Here is a 21,392-nt window from a genome sequence, read left to right as displayed (position 1 = left end):
AATAAAACGGAAGCGGCACGCGAACGCAAGCCCCGCCGCGCGCAACCTACCGCCCGGCGGGCGCGGCGGAGACGTAGCGGATGGCGCGGTGGATCAGCTCCGCGAGGGTGCCGGCGCCCAGCTTGGCCTTGAGCTGCGAGCAGGTGTTGGCCACGGTCTTGTAGCTCACCCCCAGCTCGTCCGCGATCTGGCCATAGGCCTTGCCCTCCGCCAGCAGCGCCAGCGCCTGCAGCTCGCGCGGGGTAAGATCGGCCATGGTGCCGGGGCGGGCGCGGGCGCTCATCATCGCCACCTCCAGCGCCAGGGCATGGCTGATGTAGGGCTGCCCCCTGCGCACCTTGTCGAAGGCTTCCAGCAGGTCAGCGGCGGAGGTATCCTTCACCAGGTAGCCGGTGGCGCCCGCCTCCAGCGCCCGGCTGGCGATGACGGGATCGGCGTGCATGGAGAAGACCAGGATCGGCGTGCGCGCCGCCTGCGCACGGAACCGCCGCACCAGCGAGAGCCCCGCGAGGCCGCTGCCGCTGAGCGCGAGGTCCACGATCACCACATCCGGCCGCCGGCGGCGGAACAGGCGATAGCCGGCGAGCGCGGTGCTCGCGGCCATCAGCTCGCACACCCCCGCCTCCTCCAGGATATAGCGGCACCCCTGGGCGACGATGGGATGGTCGTCGATCAACAGCACGTTCGTCATGATTTCATCCCATCCGCCGCAGGCGCGTCGAGCGGCACCTCCACCGCGAGGCGGGCACCGCCCTCCGAGCCGGCCGTGAGGGCGCACCAGCCGCCCAGCGCGCGCACCCGCTCGCGCATACCGGCCAGCCCCAGCCCCTCCGGAGCACCGCGCGGCGGACCCCCGCCGTCGTCCCGCACATCAAGGCGCAGCCACGCCCGCCCCGCCCCGTCCGTGCGCTCCGCCAGGGCAAGCCGCACGCTGCGGGCCTCGCCGTGCCGCAGGGCGTTGGTCACGCCCTCCTGGGCGCAGCGATAGAGGGTGGCCTCCACCGCGGCGCCGTAGCCGGCGCGCAGGGGCCCCGCCTCCAGCAGGAACGCGCGCTCCGGATCGTGGCGGCGAAAGTCGGCGAGGAGGTTCTCCAGCACATCCGCCAGCGGCACGCAGCCCAGGGCCGGCGGACGCAGATGCCGCAGCAGGCGCCTGTTGGCCTCCTGCATCCGCGCCACGATATCCACGAGGCTGCCCGCCCGCTCGGCGAGCCGTGGCGCCAGGGCGGGCGGAGCCTGGACCGCCATGCGCGCGAGCGAATCGGAACCCGCCTTCAGCCCGAACAGCAGCGGCCCCAGCTCATCATGCAGCTCGCCGGCGATGCGGCGGCGCTCCTCCTCCTCCAGGTCCACGAGGCGGGCGCTGAGGCGGGCGTTCTCCCGCCGGGCGGCATCGAGCGCCGCCGCCAGGGCGTTCACCCCCCGTGCGACCTCCGCCAGCTCGCGCACGCGGGGCGGCACCAGGGGCCGGCCGAAGCGCGCCTGCTCGAGATCACCGAGCGCGACGCGAAAGCGCCCCAGCTCGTGCCGCACCCGCCCCAGCGCCACGAACAGCGCGGCGAGGATGGCGGCGTTCACCCCCACGGCCACGGCCGCGAAATCCGTCACGTCGTTCCAGACCTCCGCCACTTCGTCATCGGGCACGCCGGCCACCGTCACGTGCGCGACGGTGGCGCCGCCGAGAGTGACCGGCACGTCGCGCGCCATCTCCTCCACGCCGACGAGCCGGGAGAACCACGCGGGCGCCTTTTCGGAGGCGACCTGCGCACGGGCCTCTTCCGCATCGGAGATCACCCGCCCGCCGGCATCGGAAACGCTCAGCCGCACATGGCGCAGGTGCCGAAGGTGGCTGGGCAGCGCCGCATCCAGCGCGCGCGGGTCCTCGACCATGCGCTCGGCCGCCTCGCGCACCATCTGCTCGGCCATCTCGACGGAGGCCGCCATCTCGCTGCGCGCCGCCGCGCGGGCATTGAGCACGACCACCCAGCCCGCCACCAGCGCCGCCACCGCATTGATGGCCAGCACCGTGCCGAGGACCTGCGCGCGTAAGGTCAGCACCCGCCGGCGCGCCGGCGCGGAGACGACACCGGCGGACACGGGAGCCGTCCCCGCCATGCTCACCGCGCTCCCCCCACGGAGATGAAATGCTCCACATGCTCCTCCCGCGTTAAAACTGATGAGAATATTATTATTATTTTCAAACGCGGACGACGCGCCTCTCCATGGCAACATTATACGTCTTGCCGACCGCGCATCCAGCACGAAACGCCCCCTTGGGAAGGCGAGGCCATACCGTGGAATTTTCCGCGTTGCAACAAAGCCTTGGGCATTTCATCCCGAGGCGATTGCCACTTTTTCCCGTCCGCAATTGCACAAACACCGCGAGACAAGATCGCCACAAAGCTTTCAACTCTCATCACGCCAATAATGAATGATAAGAAAAACATAAGAACTTATAGCGGCTGGTCGCAATCGGAGGGCGGCATCCGCAAGACATCGCGAAACAAGGCCCGGCGCCGCGCAGGCGGCCGCGCGGCCCGCGCACCTCCTCAGAAATAAGCGGCCACGACGAAGGGCCGCACGCAGGACGGCCGACCGGCACGCGCCGTCCGTGAAGCCCAACGACAACGCCGGTCGAGGAAACCCCGAGGACACGCCAGATGAACAGACTTCTGTCTTCCGCATCCCTTGTCGCCGTCACCCTTGCGCTCGCGGTGGGCGCCGCGGGCATGGCGAGAGCCAACGACAAGCTGGTTGAGCTCGCCAAGAGCGACGAGAACTGGCCCATGACGGGCAAGAATTACGACGCCAACAACTTCAGCCCCCAGAAGCAGATCAACAAGGACAACGTGGCGAAGCTGCGCCCGGCCTGGTCCTTCTCCACCGGCGTGCTCAGCGGCCACGAGGGCACGCCGCTGGTGGTGGACGGGGTGATGTATGTCCACTCCCCCTTCCCCAACACCACCTTCGCCCTGGGCCTGGACGATCCCGGTCACATCCTCTGGCAGCACAAGCCCAAGCAGAACCCCACCGCCCGCGCGGTCGCCTGCTGCGACGTGGTGAACCGCGGCCTCGCCTATTGGCCCGGAGACGGCAAGACCGGCCCGCTCATCATCAAGACCCAGCTCGACGGCAACGTGGTGGCGCTCAAGGCGGATACCGGCGAGGAATATTGGAAGCTGGAGAATTCCGACATCAAGGTGGGCTCCACCCTCACCATCGCGCCCTATGTGATCAAGGACACGGTGCTGGTGGGCTCCTCGGGCGCCGAACTCGGCGTGCGCGGCTACGTCACCGCCTATGACGTGAAGACCGGCGCTCAGAAATGGCGCGCCTACGCCACCGGCCCCGACGAGCAGGTGATGCTCGCCGACGACTTCAACAAGGCCAACCCGCAATACGGCCAGAAGGGCCTCGGCACGAAGACCTGGGAGGGCGACGCCTGGAAGATCGGCGGCGGCACCAACTGGGGCTGGTATGCCTTCGATCCCTCCACCAACATGGTCTATTACGGCTCCGGCAATCCCGCGCCGTGGAACGAGACCATGCGTCCCGGCGACAACAAGTGGACCATGACCATCTGGGGCCGCGACATCGACAGCGGTGAAGCCAAGTTCGGCTACCAGAAGACCCCGCACGATGAATGGGACTATGCCGGCGTCAACGTGATGATGCTGTCCGAGCAGAAGGACAAGACCGGCAAGATGCGCAAGCTTCTGACGCATCCGGACCGCAACGGCATCGTCTACACCCTCGACCGCACCGACGGCAGCCTCGTCTCCGCCGACAAGATCGACGACACCGTCAACTGGGTGAAGAAGGTGGACCTGAAGACGGGCCAGCCCGAGCGCGACCCGGAGTACGGCACCCGCATGGACCACGTGGCGCGCGATGTCTGCCCCTCGGCCATGGGCTACCACAACCAGGGCCACGACAGCTACGACCCGGCGCGCCAGACCTTCTTCATGGGCATCAACCACATCTGCATGGATTGGGAGCCCTTCATGCTGCCCTACCGGGCGGGACAGTTCTTCGTCGGCGCGACGCTGAACATGTATCCCGGCCCCAAGGGCGACCGGCAGAACTACCTCGGCCTCGGCCAGGTGAAGGCGTATGACGCCATCAACAACAAGTACAAGTGGGAGGTGATGGAGCGCTTCGCCGCCTGGGGCGGCACGCTCGCCACCGCCGGCGGCGTGATGTTCTATGGAACCCTCGACGGCTTCATCAAGGCCCGCGACAGCGACACAGGCAAGCTGCTCTGGAAGTTCAAGCTGCCCTCCGGCGTCATCGGTCATCCCATGACCTATACGCACAATGGCGTGCAGTACGTCGCCATCTATTATGGCGTCGGCGGCTGGCCGGGCGTGGGCCTGGTGTTCGACCTCAATGACCCCACCGCCGGCCTCGGCTCCGTGGGCGCCTTCAAGCAGCTCCAGCACTACACCCAGATGGGCGGCGGCGTGATGGTGTTCTCGCTCGACGGCAAGGGCCCCTACGACGACCCGAACGTGGGCGAATACGCCTCCGGCGGCTGACCCCCGCCGCCGATGCCGGCCGCCGCGCGCCCTCGGCGGCGGCCGGCCCCTCTCGCACCACATTCCGCAGCGCCGGCCCCGCGGCCACAGGCGAGGCGAACCTCACGAGGAGGCGTCCATGCCCCATATCCCATCTGCCACCGGCACCGCCCTCGCCGTCGTGCTCGGCACAGCGCTCGCCGCCACCGCCGCGACGGCCGCCCAGTTCGCCCCCGCCCATGCGGGGAGCGAGGCGAAAAGCACCGCAGCCAGGGCCGACGAGGCCAGGACCGCAGAGGCCCCCGAGGCGCAGGCCGCCGCCGGCACCTTGCGCATCTGCGCCTCCGAGGTGGAGGCCCCCTTCTCCCAGAAGGGCGGCGAGGGCTTCGAGAACCGCATCGCCAGGGTGCTCGCGGAGGCCATGGGCCGCGAGGCGGTGTTCGTCTGGTCGGGAAAGCCGGCCATCTACCAGGTGCGCGACGGGCTCGACAAGAACCTGTGCGACGTGGTGATGGGCGTGGATACCGGCGATGCCCGCGTGCTCTCCTCCAAGCCCTATTACCGCACGAGCTATGTGTTCGTGACGAAGGCCGACCGGAACGTCACGACCGGAGACTGGCAGGACCAGCAGATCAAGGATCTCGGTCGCTTCGTCATCCGCTTCTACTCGCCGGGCGAGACCATGCTGAAGAAGCTCGGCAAGTATGAGGACAATGCGGCCCATCTCTACGGCCTCGTGAACTTCCGCTCGCCGCGCAACCAGTATGTGGAGATCCCCGGCGAGCGCATGGTGAGCGAGGTGGAGAAGGGCGAGGCAGACATCGCCTTCGCCTTCGCGCCGGAGGTGGCGCGCTATGTGAAGGCCTCTCCCGTGCCCCTGCGCATGACGGTGGCCACCACCGACCTCTCCCGCTTCGACGGCACCCCCATTCCGCTTCACTACGACCAGTCGGTGGCGGTGCGCAAAGGCGACGAGGCCCTGCTGAAAGAGGTGGACGCGGCGCTCGTGAAGGCTCGGCCGCGCATCGACGCCATCCTGATCGAGGAAGGCATTCCCCTGCTGAAGCCCAACAGCTGAGCCGGCTTCCGCTTCTGCCCCCCAAGCTCCGGTTTCAAGACATGCGCGATTTCTGCTGGATCAAGCTCGCCACCCGAGGCCTCATCGCAGGCATAGCGGTGCTCGGCTGCGCCCTGACGGCCCAGGCGACGCTCAACTTCACCCATACCATCACCGGCCAGCCCCTGGACCTTTCCGAGGCGCCGCCGGAAGGGCGCGACACCGAGGCGGTGAAGGTGTTCCTCGCCACCGGCAAGAACATCTACCTGGAAAACGAAAGCTGCCTGCCCAAGGGCAAGGATCTGTTCCTGTCCATGTGCTCGGGCTGCCACGGCCACTACGGCGAGGGCAAGATCGGCCCCGGCCTCAACGATGCCTATTGGACCTATCCCAAGAACATGACCGACCAGGGCCTGTTCGAAACCATCTTCGGCGGCGCCAACGGCCAGATGGGGCCCATGTACGGCGCCCTCACCCTGGACGACATGCTGCACGTGATGGCCTGGGTGCGCCACGTCTACAAGGACGACCCCCAGGAGGCCACCTGGCTCACCCCCGCCCAGCGCGCCGCGTTCAAGCCCTTCGACGGGCACAACGATCACACCCCGCCCCTCGAGCAGGCGCCGGTGTGCAAGGCGAGCGCCGCCACGGCGGCCAGCCTCAATTCGGAAACGGGAGGAACCAAGCAGTGAGCCAATTCCATCGCCTTCGCAGCGCCTTCGCCCGCCCGGCGCTGGCCGCCCTCGCCACCGCCGGCACGCTTCTCGCCGCCTCGGGCGCCTTCGCCTACGACGGCACGAGCTGCCGCGCGCCGGGAGACTGCTGGGAGCCGAAGCCCGGCTACCCCGACAAGGTCGCGGGCTCGAAGTATGACCCCAAGCACAGCCCGACGGAGCTGAACAAGCAGTCCCAGTCCATCGCCGCGATGGAGGAGCGCAACAAGAAGCGCGTCGAGTATTTCCAGAAGACCGGCAAGTTCGTCTACGACGTGAGCAAGATTCCCACGAACTGACGCTCGCCGCGCCCCGACCCCCACCAGCAGGGCAGAAGCCTGAACATTTTCTGCCGGGCAATCCTCCGATGGATGGTGGGCCAACTGGCGCGGCCCGCCGGGATGCGAACGGGCCCCTCGCGGCCTTTCCGCCCCGGCCGGCTGCGCCATTTTTTCCCGCGCCCAGCCTGCGCGAGGAAACTGCGGGACAAGAACGGACATGGAAACCGACCAGGACATGGACGCCGCCGCCGGCACCGGTGCCGCCCTCGCCGAATGGCGCGCGCGCGCCCTCGCCTTCGAGCGCGAGGTGGGCAAGGTGGTGCTCGGGCAGGCGCGCACCATCCGCCTCCTCGCCATCGCCGTCTTCGCGCGCGGCCACGTGCTGCTGGAGGGCGACGTGGGCGTGGGCAAGACCACGCTGCTGCGCGCCATGGCGCGCGCCATCGGCGGCGCCTATGCGCGGGTGGAAGGCACCATCGACCTCATGCCCGCCGATCTCGTCTACGACGCGCGCATCGCCGACGACGGCCGCCCGCGCATCGACCCCGGCCCGCTGCTGAAGCGCGGGAGCGACCTCTCCATCTTCTTCTTCAACGAGATCAACCGCGCCCGGCCGCAGGTGCACTCCCTGCTGCTGCGGCTGATGGCGGAAGGCTCCGTCTCCGCCTTCGGCCGGGACGAGCATTTCCCCCACCTCCAGGTGTTCGCGGATCGCAACCGCGTGGAGCGGGAAGAGACGTTCGAGCTGCCCGCCGCCGCCCGCGACCGCTTCTTCATGGAGGTGCAGGTGGCGATGCCGGAGGATCACGAGGCCCGCCGCGCCCTCATCTTCGATCCCCGCTTTCACGACACCGACCGGCTCATCGGCGAGGTGGGCGAGGCGATGCTCGACCACCGCCGCCTCGGCGCCGTCGCCCGCCGCATCCAGGAGCGCGTGCACGCGAGCCCCGCCATCGCCGACTACACCATCGCTCTGTGGGATGCCGTGCGCGCGCCGCACAAGGCCGGCATCACCCTGCCGGATGTGCGCATGGAACGCTTGGTGCAGGGCGGCGCGAGCCCGCGCGGCCTCTCCTTCCTGGTACGCGCGGCGCGCGTGCGCGCGTGGCTGGAAGGGCGCGACATGGTGGTGCCGGAGGATCTGCGCGCCGTGTTCCCGGAGGTGATGGCCCACCGCATCTTCCTCGATCCGGTCTACGAGATGCGACGGGACGTGCTTGCCGGCGCGCTCTGCCGCGCGGCCTTCGAGACGGTGCCCGTGCCATGACCGACGCAGCCCCCGCCGATGGCGATCCGCGCGCCATTCCCGCCCTGCCCTATGCGCTGCGCTGGCGCCCGCGCGGGCAGGCGCCCGGCGCGCACCCGGCCGCCGGGCGCGGCGGGGAAGGGCTGTTCCAGGGCCTCGTGCCGCTGCTGGCGCAGGCGGACCCGCGCCGCATCGACATCCGCGCCAGCCTGCGAGATCCGTTCGAGGCGATTCACGCCCGCGCCTTCGCCGCGCGCCGCGCCGCCACCGTGGCGGTGATGCTGGACCTTTCCGGCTCCATGGGCTTCGGCGGCGTGCGCGGCGAGGCGGCGCAGCTCGCGGCCACCGTGGCCGCCTCCGCGCAGGCCTGCGGCGACGCCTTCTGCCTCCTCGCCGCCGATGCCGCGCCGCGGCCCGATCTGCACATTCCCCCAACCCGCCGCCGGGGCCTCGCCCGCGAGGTGCGCGCCCGCATCGCCGCCGCGACCTGCACCGGGTCGGGCAGCCGGGGCCTCGCTGCGGCGGCCGAGCATCTGCCGCGGGCTCGCGCGCTGGTGTTCCTCGTCTCCGATTTCCTGATGCCGGAGGCGGACATCACGGCACTGCTCGATGCCCTCTGGCGGCACGATATCATCCCCGTGGTGGCGCGGGACAGCCGCGCCGAAAGCGCGCCGCCGCGCTTCGGCCTCCTCGACCTTCAGGACGCGGAAACCGGCCGCCGGCGCCTCGTGGTGATGCATCCGCGCCTGCACGCGCGCTGGCAGGCCCGGGCCGAAGCACGGCGCGCGGCGCTCGATACCCTCTTCGCCGCGCGCGGCGCGGCGCCCTTCCACCTCGTCGACCGGTTTGACCCCGATGCGCTGCTCGACCATCTCGCGCGCCGCTAGATCGTTTCAGTGTTTCATGGAGACACTGAAACGATCTATCCTCGTGCAATCACGCGTTTCCTTCACGCGAACCGGTTTCCACTTCGCTCGGAAACGCTCTAGGGCGCTCGCCCTTTCGGGGGCCCTGGTGCTGGCCCCGGCCATCGCGGCGGCGACGGACATCACCGTCCAGGCCCCGCGCGCCTTCGGCTACGTGCTGGGCGACACGCTCACCCTCGAAGCGCTGATCCGCCTCGACCCCGGCGTACGCCTCGACCCCGCGAGCCTGCCGCAGCCGCACCGCGTTTCGAGCTGGCTCGACCTCGTGGCCGTGGACATCTCGCCCGCACCCACCGCCGAGGCGTCCGGCCCCTTTCGCCTGCGGATGACCTACCAGAGCTTTTACGCCGCGCTGGAACCGCGCGCGCTGGAGATACCGGCCGTGGCGCTCACCATCCGCGACGGCGCGGCACGGCGGGAATTGACCGTGCCGCCCTTCCGCTTTGTCACGTCGCCCCTGCGCGAGCTGGTGCCGAGCACGGGCGACAGCCCGCTGGCTCTGCAACCGGACATTCCCCCTGCGCCCTTCCCCCTGCGCCCCGACGCGGAACGGGCGGCGCTCGCGGCGGCGGTCCTGGCCCTGGCAGGACTGGGGCTGGCGGCGGCGCGGGGCTGGCGCCCCTTCGGTCGTCACCACCGGCCGTTCGACGGGGCGGCGCGCGCCATCCGCAGGCGGGGGGCGCCGCAGGACGCGGCCGCCTATCTTTCCGCTCTCGTCGCCCTGCACCGTGCCTTCGATGAAACCGCCGGCCGCCGCCTCCTGGCGGAAGACACGGCCGACCTCCTCTCCCGAGCGCCGCACCTCGCGGCGCGGCAGGTAGACGTGGCGCGCCTGTTCGAGGCCTCGCGCATCGCCTTCTTCGGCGCGGGCGCCGAGGCCGCCATGGCGCGGCTTCCGCCGCCGGAGCTCATCGCCATCGCCACCCGCCTCGCGCAGGCGGAGCGGCGCGCGCCCACGCGGATCGTGGAGGACGCGGCATGAGCGGGAATTTCGACGGGTGGGCCGACAGCCTCGGAACCGGCCTCGCCGTGGACCACCCGCTGGCGCTCCTGCTGCTCGCGCTTTGCGTGCTGCCGCTGCTCGCCGGTCCCTTTCGCGGCGCCACGACACCCGATCTCGCGCTCGCCCCGCGCGACGGGCTCTCCCTGGCCATGGAGCTGGGGCTCAGGGCGGCCGGGGTGGTGGCCATCGGCGCGCTGGTGCTGGGCCTCGCCGGATTGCACCGCAGGGCGGAGAGCATCACCCGCATCGGCAACGGCGCCCACCTGATGCTGCTGCTCGACCGCTCCGCGAGCATGGACACCACCTTCGCCAACCGGCAGCCGGGGCAGGGCGAGGAATCGAAATCCGCCGCCGCCAAGCGCCTGCTTACGGAATTCCTCGCGCGCCGGCCGGCCGACCGCATGGGCGTCGCCGCCTTTTCCACCTCGCCCATGCCGGTGCTGCCGCCGAGCGACCACCGCGATGCGGTGGCGGCCGCCATCGCCGCCATCGACCGGCCGGGGCTGGCCCTCACCGATGTGGGGCGCGGCCTGGCGCTGGCGCTGGAGGCCTTCCGGGACGAGCCGGCCGATGGCGACGGCGCCGTGCTGCTGGTTTCCGATGGCGCGGCCGTCATCGACCCGCACGTGCAGGCCGCCGTGCGCGACGCCGTGAAGCGACGGCCGGTGCGGCTCTACTGGCTGTTCCTGCGCACCGCCGGCGCCCGCGGTATCTTCGACCGCCCCGAAGCCCCCGGAGACGACACGCCGCAGGTGATGCCCGAGCGCCACCTGAACCTCTTCCTCGCCAGCCTCGGCGTGCCCTATCGCGCGTTCGAGGCGGGCGACCCCCAGGCGGTGGCCGAGGCCATCGCCGAGATCGACCGGCAGGAGAGCCGGCCCCTGCTTTACACCGAGCGTGTGGCGCGACGGGACCTCGCCGGGCCCTGCTATGCGGTGGCGGCCTGCGCCCTCGCCTTCCTCACCGCCGCCAAGCTCGCCGAGCGTCGGCTCGATGACCGCCTCCCGCCGGTGGCGACGCCCCCCCACGGGAGGACCACGGCATGACGACGGCATCCGCTGTCCCCGCATGGCGCCGGCCCGCTTCGCATGCCCTCCGGGCCATGCTCGCGCTCGCGATGCTCGCGGCGCTCGCCGCGCTGGTGGTGCTCGGGCTGCGGATCTTCACCCACATGCGCGGCAATGCCGACATCGCCGCCCTGGCCGCCGGGCGCGACCTGCCGGTGGCCACCGATGCGGCGCCGCGCCTGCTGCTGGCGCGCGCGCATTTCCTCATGGTGCGTGACCGGCTGGACGAGGCGCAGCCGCTGGTGGACCTTCTCGCGCGCCGCGACCAGGGCCCCCTGGCCGTGGCCGGGCTCTACGACCTCGGCAACGCCCGCCTCGCCCGCGCCATCGCCCATCTGGAACGCATGGAGATCGACCCCGCGGTGCCCCAGGTGCGCCTGGCGAAAGCCGCCTACCGCGCCGCCCTCGCCCGCGCGCCGGACTCCTGGAACGCCAAGTACAACCTGGACGTGGCCATGCGCCTCGTGCGCGATTTCCCGGAGCTCGACCGCGAGCCGAAGGACGAGCCGCAGCAGGCGCCGAAGCGGGTGTGGACCGACCTGCCCGGCCTGCCCAAGGGGCTGCCCTGATGCGCGCGCCCTTTCGACACGCCGACCCGCGCGCGCTCGCCCTCGGCGCGGCGTTTCTGCTGGCCCTGGCGGCGCTGCTCGTGCCCCCCGTGACGGCCCCCGGCAGCGCCTATCGCCTTTTGGCCATCGTCGATGTCACCGGCTCCATGAACGTGCGCGACGCGGGAGAAGGCGGGCACCCGCTCTCGCGGCTGGAAGCCGTGAAATCCACCCTGCGCGACCTCGCCGCGCGGCTGCCCTGCGGCTCGCGGCTCGGGCTCGGCATCTTCACGGAGCGGCGCAGCTTCCTGCTGTTCGAGCCCATCGACACCTGCGCCGATTTCGCCCCGCTCGACGGCGCCATCGCCGCCCTCTCCTGGCGCATGGCCTGGGAGGGGGACAGCTACGTGGCGCGCGGGCTCTATTCCGCCATCGATCTCGCCGCGCCGCTCGATGCCGACCTCCTCTTCTTCAGCGATGGACAGGAGGCGCCGCCCCTGCCCCGCTCCGGCATCCCGCCCTTCTCCGGCGAACGCGGCCGGGTGGGCGGCCTCATCGTCGGGGTCGGCGGCCCGGTGCCGGCGCCCATTCCCCGGTTCGACAATTTCGGGCGCGAGGCGGGCTTTTACGGTCCCACCGACGTGCCCCAGGAGAACCGCCACGGCCCGCCGCCGGAAAATGCCGAGGCGCGCGAGGGCTGGCATCCGCGCAACGCCCCCTGGGGCGCCGAGATCGCCGCGGGGGAGGAGCACCTGAGCGCCGTGCGGCCCGATCATCTGCGCGCCCTCGCCGCCACGACAGGGCTCGCCTACACGCCACTCCACCCGGCAGGAACGCTGGTGGAGGCGCTGGAGACGGCCGCCCGGCCCCGGCCCGTCGCCACCACGCGCGCGCTTTCCCCGGTGCCCGCGGCGCTCGCCCTGGCGCTGCTCGCCGGTGTCTACGGCGCGCCCCTCGTTCTTTCGCTTCGCCACAGGAGGACCGCCACGTCATGACCGCCCGCCTCTCACGCCGCCTCGCCCTGGGGTGCGCGCTTGCCTGCGCCCTAGCCTCGATCCTCACGTGCCTGCCCGCCCGCGCCCATGGGCCGACGCCTCAGAAGGCCGAGGAAACGGTGGTGATCGACGCCCCACCGGAAACCGTCTGGAAGCTGGCGGGCGATTTCGGCGCCATCGCCTCCTGGCATCCGGACGTGAAGGCGGCCAGCGCGACCGGCAGGGAGCCCGGCGCGGAACGGGTTCTGGTGCTGGAGAAGGGCGAGATCACCGATGGGCTGGACGAGATCGACCCCGCCGCGCGCCGCATCGCCTACCGTCTCTCCAAGGAAAATGTGGAGGCATTTCCCGTGAGCTTCTACACCGCCACGCTCACGGTGGACGATGCCGGCGGCGGCAGGAGCAAGGTGGAGTGGGCGGCGCGGCTCTACCGTGGCGACACCGGCAATTTCCCGCCCGACGAGCTGAACGACGAGGCCGCCACCACCGCCATGTCCTCCTTCTTCGCCGATGGGCTGAAGGGCCTGAAGGCCAAGGCCGAGGGCCGCCCGGCGGCTGGCGCGGCCCCGGCCGGCCGATGAGCCGCGCCGGCGCGGCCGCCGCGGCCGGCCTCCTGCTCTGGGTACTCGCCTGGGCCTCGGCCTCCGCCGGGCGCCTGCTGGTGGTGTGCCAGGGGGGCGACGAAGTGCGCATCATGGACCCCGACGCCCCGGCGGCCGCCTGCGGCATCCCGGTGCCCAGGGCCCCGGCGGCGATCGCCCTGGCGCCCGGCGGCATCGCCTATGTCACCCACCCCGATGCCGGGCTGGTGACTCGAATCGACCTCGGGCGAGCGGAGGCGACGGCGTCCGCGCCCATCGGCGGCCAACCGTTCGGCATCGCGGCCGATCCGGACGGCCTCTCGCTCTATGTGGGCGACTGGAGCGCGGATCGCGTGCGCCGGCTCGATGCGAAGACCTTCGCGGAAACGGGAAGCGTGGCGGTGGGCCGCGCCCCCGCCGGGCTCGCCATCGACGGCCGGCGACGCGAGCTCTACAGCGCCGATCGGGAAAGCGGCGCCGTCAGCATCATAGACCTCGCGGCCTTCGCGCGCGTCGCCTCCGTGCCGGCGGGGGAAGGCCCCTATGGCTTCGATGGCGCCGATGATCCCGACCGGCTGCGCGTGGTGAGCGTGCGCAGCGGCGAACTGGTGGAGATCGACAAGGCGCGGAGAATCTCCACGCGCGAGCGGGTGGGCCTCATGCCCTATGGCGTCGCCAGCGATCCGCGCACCGGAGAGGTGTTGGTGGCCAATCAGCAGTCGGGTAGCCTCACTCTTATATTAGCCGGCAAACCTGCACGCGTCCGCACCCTGCGCGTGGGGGGCTCGCCCGAGGCGGTGCAGATAGAGCCCCAAAGGCGCCGCGCCTATGTGACGGACTGGTTTGCCGACCAAGTAATTGTCGTGGATCTCGACGCGTTTCGCGTCATGGCGCGGATTCCCGCCTGCAGGGGGCCACGCGGCCTTGCGCTCGCGCCCTGAGAGCAGACGGGCGAAGGGGCTCAGCTCTGTGGCCGGTCCAGCGCCGCGATCGCGATCATCATCACGATCCCGATCAGCATGATGGTGACGACCGTATGCATCCGCGCTCTCCCTCGCGCCCCCGCAATACGAAGGATAAGTGACGCCGGTTCCATGTTGCAGCGCACAAAACGCCACACATCCCTGCGCCGCGCGCGGGAGCCGGCGGTAGCATTCGCCACCCCGAAGCGCTGAAGCCATGGAGATGTCGAGAGCCTGCCCCGAATGGGAAACTCCGCTCCAGACGGAACTCAGCCGGCGAGGGATCCCGATGCCGTGCCCAGGCGTCCCGCCCCATTCTCTCGACGGAACGAGGCGACGCTTCGAGTCGCCCAAGGCGCGCCCCCGGAACAGGTGCCCGCCCGGTGACGCCTACAGGTGGCGATCCTCATAGGCGATGGTCTCGTCGATCAGCACCCGCCAGACCGCGCGGGCCACGCCCTCGGGCAGGCCCTCGGCGCGGCCCAGGGCCTCCACATGCGCCAGCACCTCGTCCACCCGGTCCTCGAGCAGGGCCGGAATGCCCGCCTCGCGCTTGATGCGCACCACGCCCTCCACCACGCCGAAGCGCTCCACTAGGAGGGCGATGAGGCGCGCGTCGATCTCGTCGATGCGGCGGCGCGCCTCCTCCAGGGCGGGCGGGGCCTCGTTCAGCCCCGCCACCACAGGTCCTCCACCGGGAAGCGGCCGGCCGCCTCCTCGATGACCTCGGCGAGGGAGAACAGGGTGGTTTCCTCGAACGGGCGTCCGATGAGCTGGAGGCCCAGCGGCAGGCCATCCGCCGAGAGGCCGGCGGGCACCGAGATGCCCGGCAGGCCGGCCATGTTCACGGTAACGGTGAAGACGTCGTTGAGGTACATCTCCACCGGATCGGCCTTCACCTTCTCGCCGATGCCGAAGGCGGGCGAGGGCGTGGCCGGGGTGAGCACAGCGTCCACGCCGGCGGCGAAGGCGTTGTCGAAGTCCCGCTTGATGAGGGTGCGCACCTTCTGGGCCCGCAGGTAATAGGCGTCGTAATAGCCGGCCGAGAGCACATAGGTGCCGATCATGATGCGGCGGCGCACCTCCGGGCCGAAGCCGGCGGCGCGGGTGTTCTCGTACATCTCCACGATGTCCTTGCCCGGCACGCGCACGCCATAGCGCACGCCGTCATAGCGGGCGAGGTTGGAGGAGGCCTCCGCCGGGGCGACGATGTAATAAGCCGGCAAAGCGTATTTGGTGTGCGGCAGGGAGATGTCCACCACCTGGGCGCCAGCATCCTCCAGCCACTTGGCACCCTGCTGCCATAGCGCGTCGATCTCGTCGGACATGCCGTCCATGCGATACTCGCGCGGGATGCCGATCTTCTTGCCCTTCACCGAGGCACCCACCGCCTGCTGATAGTCCGGCACGGGCCGGTCCACGCAGGTGGAATCCTTGGGATCGTAGCCGGCCATGGAGCGCAGCAGCAGCGCCGCGTCGTTCACCGAGCGGGCGAAGGGGCCCGCCTGATCCAGCGAGGAGGCGAACGCCACGATGCCCCAGCGCGAGCACCGCCCGTAGGTGGGCTTGATGCCGACCGTGCCGGTGAAGGCCGCCGGCTGGCGGATGGAGCCGCCGGTGTCCGTTCCCGTGGCGCCCGCGCACAGGAAGGCCGCCACCGCCGACGCCGAGCCGCCGGACGAGCCGCCGGGCACCAGCGGCGCCTGATCGCCGTCGCGGCGCCAGGGCGACACCACCGGGCCGAAGGAGGAGGTCTCGTTGGACGAGCCCATGGCGAACTCGTCGTTGTTGAGCTTGCCGAGCAGCACCGCGCCGTCGCGCCACAGGTGGGCGGAGACGGTGGATTCGTACTGCGGCACGAAATTCTCGAGGATCTTGGAGCAGGCGGTGGTGCGCACCCCCTGGGTGCAGAACATGTCCTTCACGCCGAGCGGGATGCCCTCGAGCGGGCCGGTGTCGCCGGTGGCGATGCGGGCGTCGCTCTCCTGCGCCATCTTGAGCGCGATCTCGGGCGTCTCCAGCACATAGGCGTTGAGGTGGCGCGCCTCCTCCATGGCCTTGAGATAGGCCTCGGTGAGCTCGACGGAGGTGAATTCCCCCTCGGCCAGCCCCTCGCGGGCCTCGGTGAGGGTGAGCTGGGTCAGATTGGTCATTCCACCACCTTCGGCACGGTGAAGAAGCCGCCTTCGGCATCCGGCGCGTTGGCGAGCACCTTTTCGGGATAGTGGCCGTCGGTGACCACGTCGTCGCGCATGGGCAGCTCCAGCGGCACCACGCCCGTCAGCGGCTCGACGCCGGAGACGTCGAGATCGGCCAGCTGCTCCACGAAGTCGAGGATGGCGTTGAGTTCATTCTGGAGGTGGCCGAGCTCCTCATCGCGCACCGCGATGCGCGCGAGATGGGCCACCCGGCGGACGGTCGCCTGATCGACGGACATATGACGCTCCCAAAAGCTGAGGGCCGCTATAGCAAGGGGGCCGGCGCGGTGGAAGGGTAAAGCCCCCGCCGCTCGCATCCGCCGCAGCGGACCTACCCCTCGCGCACCACATCCAGGAACTGCGCCCCGTAGCGCGCGAGCTTGGCCTCGCCGACGCCGGAGATGGCGCCGAAATCCATCATGGAATGCGGACGGGCGCGGACGATCTCCATCAGCGTGGCGTCGTGGAAGATCACGTAAGGCGGCACGCCCTGGGCGCGGGCCAGCTCCAGCCGCAGCGCCTTCAGGCGCTGGAACAGGCCCTCGTCGCCGGCATCGGAGAGCGCGGCCCGCGGCGGGCGCTGGCCGGCGGCGCCGCGGGCCGCGCGGGCCGCCTTGGCGCGCACCTCCACCTTCAGTTCCACCCGCTCGGCGCCGCGCAGCACGGGGCGGCACTTCTCGGTGAGGGTCAAGGTGCCGTGGCCCTCCACGTCCACCGCCAGCAGGCCCATGGCCACCATCTGGCGCACGATGGCCCGCCACTCGTCCCGCGAGAAGTCCTTGCCGATGCCGAAGGTGGAGAGCTGGTCGTGGCCGAACTTCAGCACCTTCTCGTTGCTCTGGCCCAGCAGCACGTCGATGACATGGCCGGCGCCGAAGCGCTCACGGGTGCGGTAGACGCAGGAGAGCAGCTTCTGCGCCGCCTCGGTGCCGTCGAAGGTCTTGGGCGGGTCGAGGCAGGTGTCGCAATTGCCGCAGGGCTCGGCCAGCGCCTCCCCGAAATAGGAAAGCAGCACCTGCCGCCGGCATTGCGCCGTCTCGGCAAGGCCCAGCAGAGCGTCGAGCTTCTGCCGCTCCACAAACTTGCGCGCCTCGGGCGCATCGGAGGCGGAAACGAACTGGATGAGCTTGGCCACATCCTCCACGCCGTAGAGCATCAGCACTTCGGAGGGCAGGCCGTCGCGGCCCGCGCGGCCGGTCTCCTGGTAATAGGCCTCGATGCTCTTGGGCAGGTCGAGATGCACCACGAAGCGCACGTCTGGCTTGTCGATGCCCATGCCGAACGCCACCGTCGCCACCATCACCACGCCCTCCTCCTTCAGGAAGCGGTCCTGGTGGCGGGCGCGGGTGTCGGCGTCGAGGCCGGCATGGTAGGGCAGCGCCGTGAGACCCTGGGTCGCCAGCATCTCGGCGGTGGCCTCCACCTTGGCGCGGCTCATGCAATAGATGACCCCCGCCTCGCCCTCATGCTCCTTCAGGAAGGCATGGAGCTGGGCCTTCGGGTTGTTCTTGGGCACGATGCGATAGCGGATGTTCGGCCGGTCGAACGAGGAGAGGAACACCCGCCCCTCATCAAGCGCCAGCCGCTCCACGATCTCGCGGCGGGTGGGCCCGTCGGCGGTGGCGGTGAGCGCGATGCGCGGCACGCCGGGGAAGCGCTCGTGCAGCACCGTGAGCTGGCGGTATTCGGGCCGGAAATCATGCCCCCACTGCGACACGCAGTGCGCCTCGTCGATGGCGAACAGGGCGATGTGGGCGCCGGAGAGCAGGTTCAGGAACGAGTCGGTGAGCAGCCGCTCGGGCGCCACATAAAGAAGGTCGAGGTCGCCGGAGGCCAGATCACGCTCCACCTGCCGCGCCTCGCCGGGCGGCAAAGCGGAATTGAGCGCCGCCGCCCGCACGCCGAGCTGGCGCAGCGCCTGCACCTGGTCGTGCATCAGCGCGATGAGCGGGGACACCACGATGCCCGTGCCCGGCCGCACCAGCGCGGGAACCTGATAGCACAGGGACTTGCCGCCCCCCGTGGGCATCAGCACCAGCGCGTCGCCGCCGGCGACGACATGCTCCACGATCTCCTGCTGCGGGCCGCGGAAGGCGTCGTAGCCGAAGACCTGACGCAGGACGTGGAGGGGTTCGGGCGCGGATGGGGCTGGCTTTGCCATGGCCGATTTATAGGCGCGCCGCCGAGTCGCGCAAATGGGCGCGTCCCTTATTCCGCACGGGAACGGGGACGCGCCGCCGGAATGAACTCAGGCCTCGAACGTCTCGCCGCTCGCCGGCACCACCACCTTCACCGGATGGTTCTCCAGGGCCTTCACGAAAGCGGAGGGCTCCTGCACCAGGATGGGGAAGGTGCCGTAGTGGCAGGGCACCACCACCTCGACGCCGGGCAGGAAGCGCTTCACCGCCAGCGCGGCCACCTCAGGCCCCATGGTGAAGCGGTCGCCGATGGGCAGGATGACCACCTTCGGCGCGTGGATCTCGCACATCAGCGCCATGTCGGAGAAGATGTCCGTATCGCCCATGTGCCACACGGTGGGCTCGCCCGGCGCCTTCACGATGAGGCCGGTGGGGTTGCCGAGATATTCGGAGGGCGCGCCGGGGCCGCCCGAGGAGTGGTCCGCGCGCACCATGGTCACGGTGAAGCCGCCCAGGTCCACAGTGCCGCCGGTGTTCATCATCACGTTGGTGCCACCGCAGCCCTTGGAGGCGAGGAAGGCGCACACTTCCGGATTGGTCACCACCGGGATCTCGGTGCCCGCGTCGGCCGCGTCCTCGACGATGGAGATGGTGTCGCCGATATGGTCCGAATGGCCGTGGGTGAGCAGGATGTGGGTGGCCCCGCAGGTGGCATTCTCCACGCCGGAAACGAAGCTCGGATTGCCGGTGTAGAAAGGGTCGATGAGCACGCCCTTGCCCGCGAAATCGAGCCGGAAAGCCGCGTGGCCGAACCAGGTGATCTTCATGGAAATGCGCCCTTTTTGAAATTGCGCCCTTGGCTGCGCTCCTTGGATGGAGCCGGCCGGCGCGGCGCCGGCCATGACGGACGGCGCGGAGTATCCGGGAAGCGCGCGCCCCGCGCAACGGCCCTCTCGCCGGCCTCCGGCGCCATGGCCGCGCGGCCCTGCCCATGCTAGCGAGAAGCGATGAGCGAAGCTTCCCTCCCCGCCCCCATCGGCCCGCTGGCCGATCTCGCCGCCCTGCTGCCGGAGCGCGGCGGCCTCATCGGGCTCGACCTCGGCACCAAGACCATCGGCGTGGCCACCTGCGACCCCGACCGCCGCCTCGCGACCGTGGTGGAGACCGTGCGGCGCACCAAGTTCACGGCCGATGCCCAGCGCGTGCTGGCGCTCGCGGCGGAGCGGCGGGCGGTGGGCTTCGTGCTGGGCCTGCCCCTCAACATGGACGGGACCGAGGGCCCCCGCGCCCAGGCCACCCGCGCGTTCGCGCGCAATTTCGCGAAGATGACGCCGCTGCCCATCGCCCTGTGGGACGAGCGCCTTTCCACCGCCGCCGTGGAGCGCGCCCTGATCTCGGCCGACGTGAGCCGTGCGAAGCGCGCCCAGGTGGTGGACCAGCACGCCGCGGCCTTCATCCTCCAGGGCGCGATCGATTTCCTCATCCGCCACGCCCTCGCCCGCCATGCGCCGGACGAGAACGAAGACGGATCGCTGGCCGAAGACTGATTCGGACACGATCCGTACCCCTGCCGTTCGCCGCCGGGGGACGGAGCGTCCCATTCCGGGACGCCGCGCGGCTACTTCTTCAGCAGCGCCGCCACCTCGCCATCAAGCCGGCCCGCGAAGCCGCTCACCTCTCCCGCGACCCGCCGCACCACCAGGGCCGACTCCCGCGTCTCGCCCATGGCATCGGAGACGCCGGTGATCATCCGGCTGACGGATCGGTTCGTGGTCGCCTGCTCCTCCACGCCCGACGAAATGTGGACGAAGGCCTCGCTCAGCTGACGGACCTTGGAGGTGATCTCCGAGACCGCGCCCGACGCGGTCTGGCTCTCCGCCTGCACCTCGCCCACCAGCCGGCGGATATCCTTGGTGGCGTTGGCGGTCTGCACGGCGAGCGCCTTCACCTCCTGGGCCACCACGGCGAAGCCGCGGCCGAGCTCGCCCGCCCGCGCCGCCTCGATGGTGGCGTTGAGGGCGAGCAGGTTGGTCTGCCCCGCGATCTGCTCGATGAGGGCGGTGACCTGGCCGATGCGCTCCATGCTCTGCGACAGGCCCGCAACCCGCTGGTCGGCGGCGGCGGCGGTCTCCGCCACGTTGCCCGACAGGCCCGACATCTCGCCGATGCGCCGGTTGATCTCGTCGAACGAGGCAGACATCTCCACCGCGGCGGCGGAAACGGAGGAGGCGTTCCGCTCGCCGTTCTCCGTCAGCTCCAGCAGGCGGTCGCTGGACTTCTGCATTTCGCTCGCCGTGGCGCCCATGGCGCCCACCACCTCCGTCACCTGCTCGGCGAGGCGGATGCGATCGGTGGCGACGGACCACGTGACCATCGGCCGGAGATACGTTCCATCCTCGCTGTGGATGGCCGACATGCGCAGGTCCAGAACCTCCGGCCCGATGTGGATGAGGGCCGCGTGCGGCAGGTTCGAGGGGTCGCGGAGCAGCCTGTGCTGGGTCTGCGGATGCTTGTGGAACACATCGATGGAGGTGCCGACCACCGCATCCGCCTTCACGGGCAGGTAGCGCTCCACGCGCTTCAGGGTCTCGAGGCTGGCGCGGTTGGCATAGTCGATGCGGAAATCATCGAGGGAGCAGGTCATCACGTTGACCGGCACCTCTTCCAGCATGTGGTGGAGAAGCTCTGCGCGCTGCGCCTGCTGCGCCGCCTCGGTCACGATATCCCAGGCCACCTGCAGGTGGGCGCATGCCCCGCCGCGGCCGCGCACCATGCTCGCCTTCAGCTCGATGCTCTCGCTCCCCATCCGCGTGAGCACCTGCGCCGGCAGCTTCCCAATCGCGAAAAGCTCCCGCGCACGGGCCGGATGGCCCGCGAGCAGGGTGTCGAGAGGGGCGCCGACGAGCGACTGCGCCGACGCCGGCAGCAGATGCGCGATGCGGCGCGCCAGCTCCAGCGACCGCCGGTTCGCATAGGTGATGGAAAAAGCCTGCGGATCGCAGAGCAGAACGGCGACGGGAAGATCGTCAAGGTACGGAACAGCCTGCTCGGCCGCGTCCTTGCGCGCGACCAGCCGGAACGCGGTTACAGACATCGTTGCCCCCTCGGCGCCGTCTTGCCGGGAGGACTGAACGCGATCCGGCAGCGGCGCTCTGTGCCG

Annotated in this window: 21 protein-coding genes; 13 read left to right on the top strand and 8 right to left on the bottom strand. The window is 70.5% G+C overall.

Annotated features, from left to right (window positions below; genetic code table 11):
• Positions 1-46: 46 nt before the first annotated feature.
• Both V5F75_RS12745 and V5F75_RS12740 read right to left on the bottom strand, forming a co-directional pair.
• Positions 47-691, bottom strand: coding sequence for a response regulator (locus V5F75_RS12745; RefSeq protein ID WP_394034621.1), 645 nt, complete (start codon positions 689-691; stop codon positions 47-49).
• A complete protein-coding gene (locus V5F75_RS12740; protein WP_394034622.1) occupies positions 688-2,115 on the bottom strand; it encodes a histidine kinase in 1,428 nt (475 codons plus the stop codon). Before V5F75_RS12740 ends, V5F75_RS12745 begins: the two co-directional genes overlap by 4 nt.
• Before the next feature lie 545 nt (positions 2,116-2,660).
• Here V5F75_RS12740 and V5F75_RS12735 point away from each other — a divergent pair.
• From V5F75_RS12735 to V5F75_RS12680, 12 genes are all read left to right on the top strand, one after another.
• A complete protein-coding gene (locus V5F75_RS12735; RefSeq protein WP_394034623.1) occupies positions 2,661-4,538 on the top strand; it encodes a methanol/ethanol family PQQ-dependent dehydrogenase in 1,878 nt (625 codons plus the stop codon).
• A 118-nt stretch (positions 4,539-4,656) separates the two neighbouring features.
• Positions 4,657-5,595 carry a methanol oxidation system protein MoxJ gene (gene moxJ, locus V5F75_RS12730; protein WP_394034624.1) on the top strand — a complete coding sequence of 313 codons (939 nt, stop codon included), beginning with the start codon at positions 4,657-4,659 and terminating at the stop codon, positions 5,593-5,595.
• A gap of 41 nt (positions 5,596-5,636) precedes the next feature.
• Positions 5,637-6,266 carry a cytochrome c(L), periplasmic gene (gene moxG, locus V5F75_RS12725; protein WP_394034625.1) on the top strand — a complete coding sequence of 210 codons (630 nt, stop codon included), beginning with the start codon at positions 5,637-5,639 and terminating at the stop codon, positions 6,264-6,266.
• Positions 6,267-6,307: 41 nt separating this feature from the next.
• Positions 6,308-6,586: a methanol dehydrogenase [cytochrome c] subunit gene (locus V5F75_RS12720; RefSeq protein ID WP_394034711.1), complete on the top strand. Its 279-nt coding sequence runs from the start codon at positions 6,308-6,310 to the stop codon at positions 6,584-6,586.
• A 199-nt stretch (positions 6,587-6,785) separates the two neighbouring features.
• Positions 6,786-7,835 carry an AAA family ATPase gene (locus tag V5F75_RS12715; protein ID WP_394034626.1) on the top strand — a complete coding sequence of 350 codons (1,050 nt, stop codon included), beginning with the start codon at positions 6,786-6,788 and terminating at the stop codon, positions 7,833-7,835.
• Positions 7,832-8,701 carry a DUF58 domain-containing protein gene (locus V5F75_RS12710; protein WP_394034627.1) on the top strand — a complete coding sequence of 290 codons (870 nt, stop codon included), beginning with the start codon at positions 7,832-7,834 and terminating at the stop codon, positions 8,699-8,701. The genes V5F75_RS12715 and V5F75_RS12710 overlap by 4 nt, the downstream gene beginning before the upstream one ends.
• Positions 8,702-8,828: 127 nt before the next feature.
• Entirely contained in the window at positions 8,829-9,722 is an 894-nt protein-coding gene (locus V5F75_RS12705) for a nonribosomal peptide synthetase MxaA (RefSeq protein WP_394034628.1), read from the top strand.
• Positions 9,719-10,789, top strand: coding sequence for a vWA domain-containing protein (locus V5F75_RS12700; protein WP_394034629.1), 1,071 nt, complete (start codon positions 9,719-9,721; stop codon positions 10,787-10,789). Before V5F75_RS12705 ends, V5F75_RS12700 begins: the two co-directional genes overlap by 4 nt.
• Positions 10,786-11,379 carry a hypothetical protein gene (locus V5F75_RS12695; RefSeq protein WP_394034630.1) on the top strand — a complete coding sequence of 198 codons (594 nt, stop codon included), beginning with the start codon at positions 10,786-10,788 and terminating at the stop codon, positions 11,377-11,379. The genes V5F75_RS12700 and V5F75_RS12695 overlap by 4 nt, the downstream gene beginning before the upstream one ends.
• On the top strand, positions 11,379-12,353 hold the full coding sequence (locus V5F75_RS12690) for a vWA domain-containing protein (protein WP_394034631.1): 975 nt from the start codon (positions 11,379-11,381) through the stop codon (positions 12,351-12,353). The genes V5F75_RS12695 and V5F75_RS12690 overlap by 1 nt, the downstream gene beginning before the upstream one ends.
• Positions 12,350-12,934, top strand: a complete 585-nt coding sequence (locus V5F75_RS12685) for an SRPBCC family protein (protein ID WP_394034632.1) — start codon at positions 12,350-12,352, stop codon at positions 12,932-12,934. Before V5F75_RS12690 ends, V5F75_RS12685 begins: the two co-directional genes overlap by 4 nt.
• On the top strand, positions 12,931-13,875 hold the full coding sequence (locus tag V5F75_RS12680; protein WP_394034633.1) for a YncE family protein: 945 nt from the start codon (positions 12,931-12,933) through the stop codon (positions 13,873-13,875). The genes V5F75_RS12685 and V5F75_RS12680 overlap by 4 nt, the downstream gene beginning before the upstream one ends.
• Positions 13,876-14,286: 411 nt before the next feature.
• Here V5F75_RS12680 and V5F75_RS12675 read toward each other — a convergent pair whose 3' ends face one another.
• The 5 genes from V5F75_RS12675 to V5F75_RS12655 form a co-directional block, all read right to left on the bottom strand.
• Positions 14,287-14,577 carry a chorismate mutase gene (locus V5F75_RS12675; protein WP_394034634.1) on the bottom strand — a complete coding sequence of 97 codons (291 nt, stop codon included), beginning with the start codon at positions 14,575-14,577 and terminating at the stop codon, positions 14,287-14,289.
• Entirely contained in the window at positions 14,565-16,049 is a 1,485-nt protein-coding gene (gene gatA, locus V5F75_RS12670) for an Asp-tRNA(Asn)/Glu-tRNA(Gln) amidotransferase subunit GatA (protein ID WP_394034635.1), read from the bottom strand. Before gatA ends, V5F75_RS12675 begins: the two co-directional genes overlap by 13 nt.
• A complete protein-coding gene (gatC, locus tag V5F75_RS12665; RefSeq protein ID WP_393988552.1) occupies positions 16,046-16,333 on the bottom strand; it encodes an Asp-tRNA(Asn)/Glu-tRNA(Gln) amidotransferase subunit GatC in 288 nt (95 codons plus the stop codon). The genes gatA and gatC overlap by 4 nt, the downstream gene beginning before the upstream one ends.
• Positions 16,334-16,425: 92 nt before the next feature.
• Entirely contained in the window at positions 16,426-18,255 is a 1,830-nt protein-coding gene (gene recQ, locus V5F75_RS12660; protein ID WP_394034636.1) for a DNA helicase RecQ, read from the bottom strand.
• An 87-nt stretch (positions 18,256-18,342) separates the two neighbouring features.
• Positions 18,343-19,059: a metal-dependent hydrolase gene (locus V5F75_RS12655; RefSeq protein ID WP_394034637.1), complete on the bottom strand. Its 717-nt coding sequence runs from the start codon at positions 19,057-19,059 to the stop codon at positions 18,343-18,345.
• A gap of 180 nt (positions 19,060-19,239) precedes the next feature.
• Here V5F75_RS12655 and ruvX point away from each other — a divergent pair, with 180 nt between their 5' ends.
• A complete protein-coding gene (gene ruvX / locus V5F75_RS12650) occupies positions 19,240-19,779 on the top strand; it encodes a Holliday junction resolvase RuvX (RefSeq protein ID WP_394034638.1) in 540 nt (179 codons plus the stop codon).
• Positions 19,780-19,850: 71 nt separating this feature from the next.
• Here ruvX and V5F75_RS12645 read toward each other — a convergent pair whose 3' ends face one another.
• On the bottom strand, positions 19,851-21,326 hold the full coding sequence (locus tag V5F75_RS12645; protein ID WP_394034639.1) for a methyl-accepting chemotaxis protein: 1,476 nt from the start codon (positions 21,324-21,326) through the stop codon (positions 19,851-19,853).
• Between the last annotated feature and the right edge of the window lie 66 nt (positions 21,327-21,392).

This window comes from Xanthobacter albus, from assembly GCF_043194895.2.
Lineage (GTDB): Bacteria > Pseudomonadota > Alphaproteobacteria > Rhizobiales > Xanthobacteraceae > Xanthobacter.
Note: the sequence above shows the minus strand (reverse complement) of the source record. Positions and strands in the feature narration are given on the sequence as shown.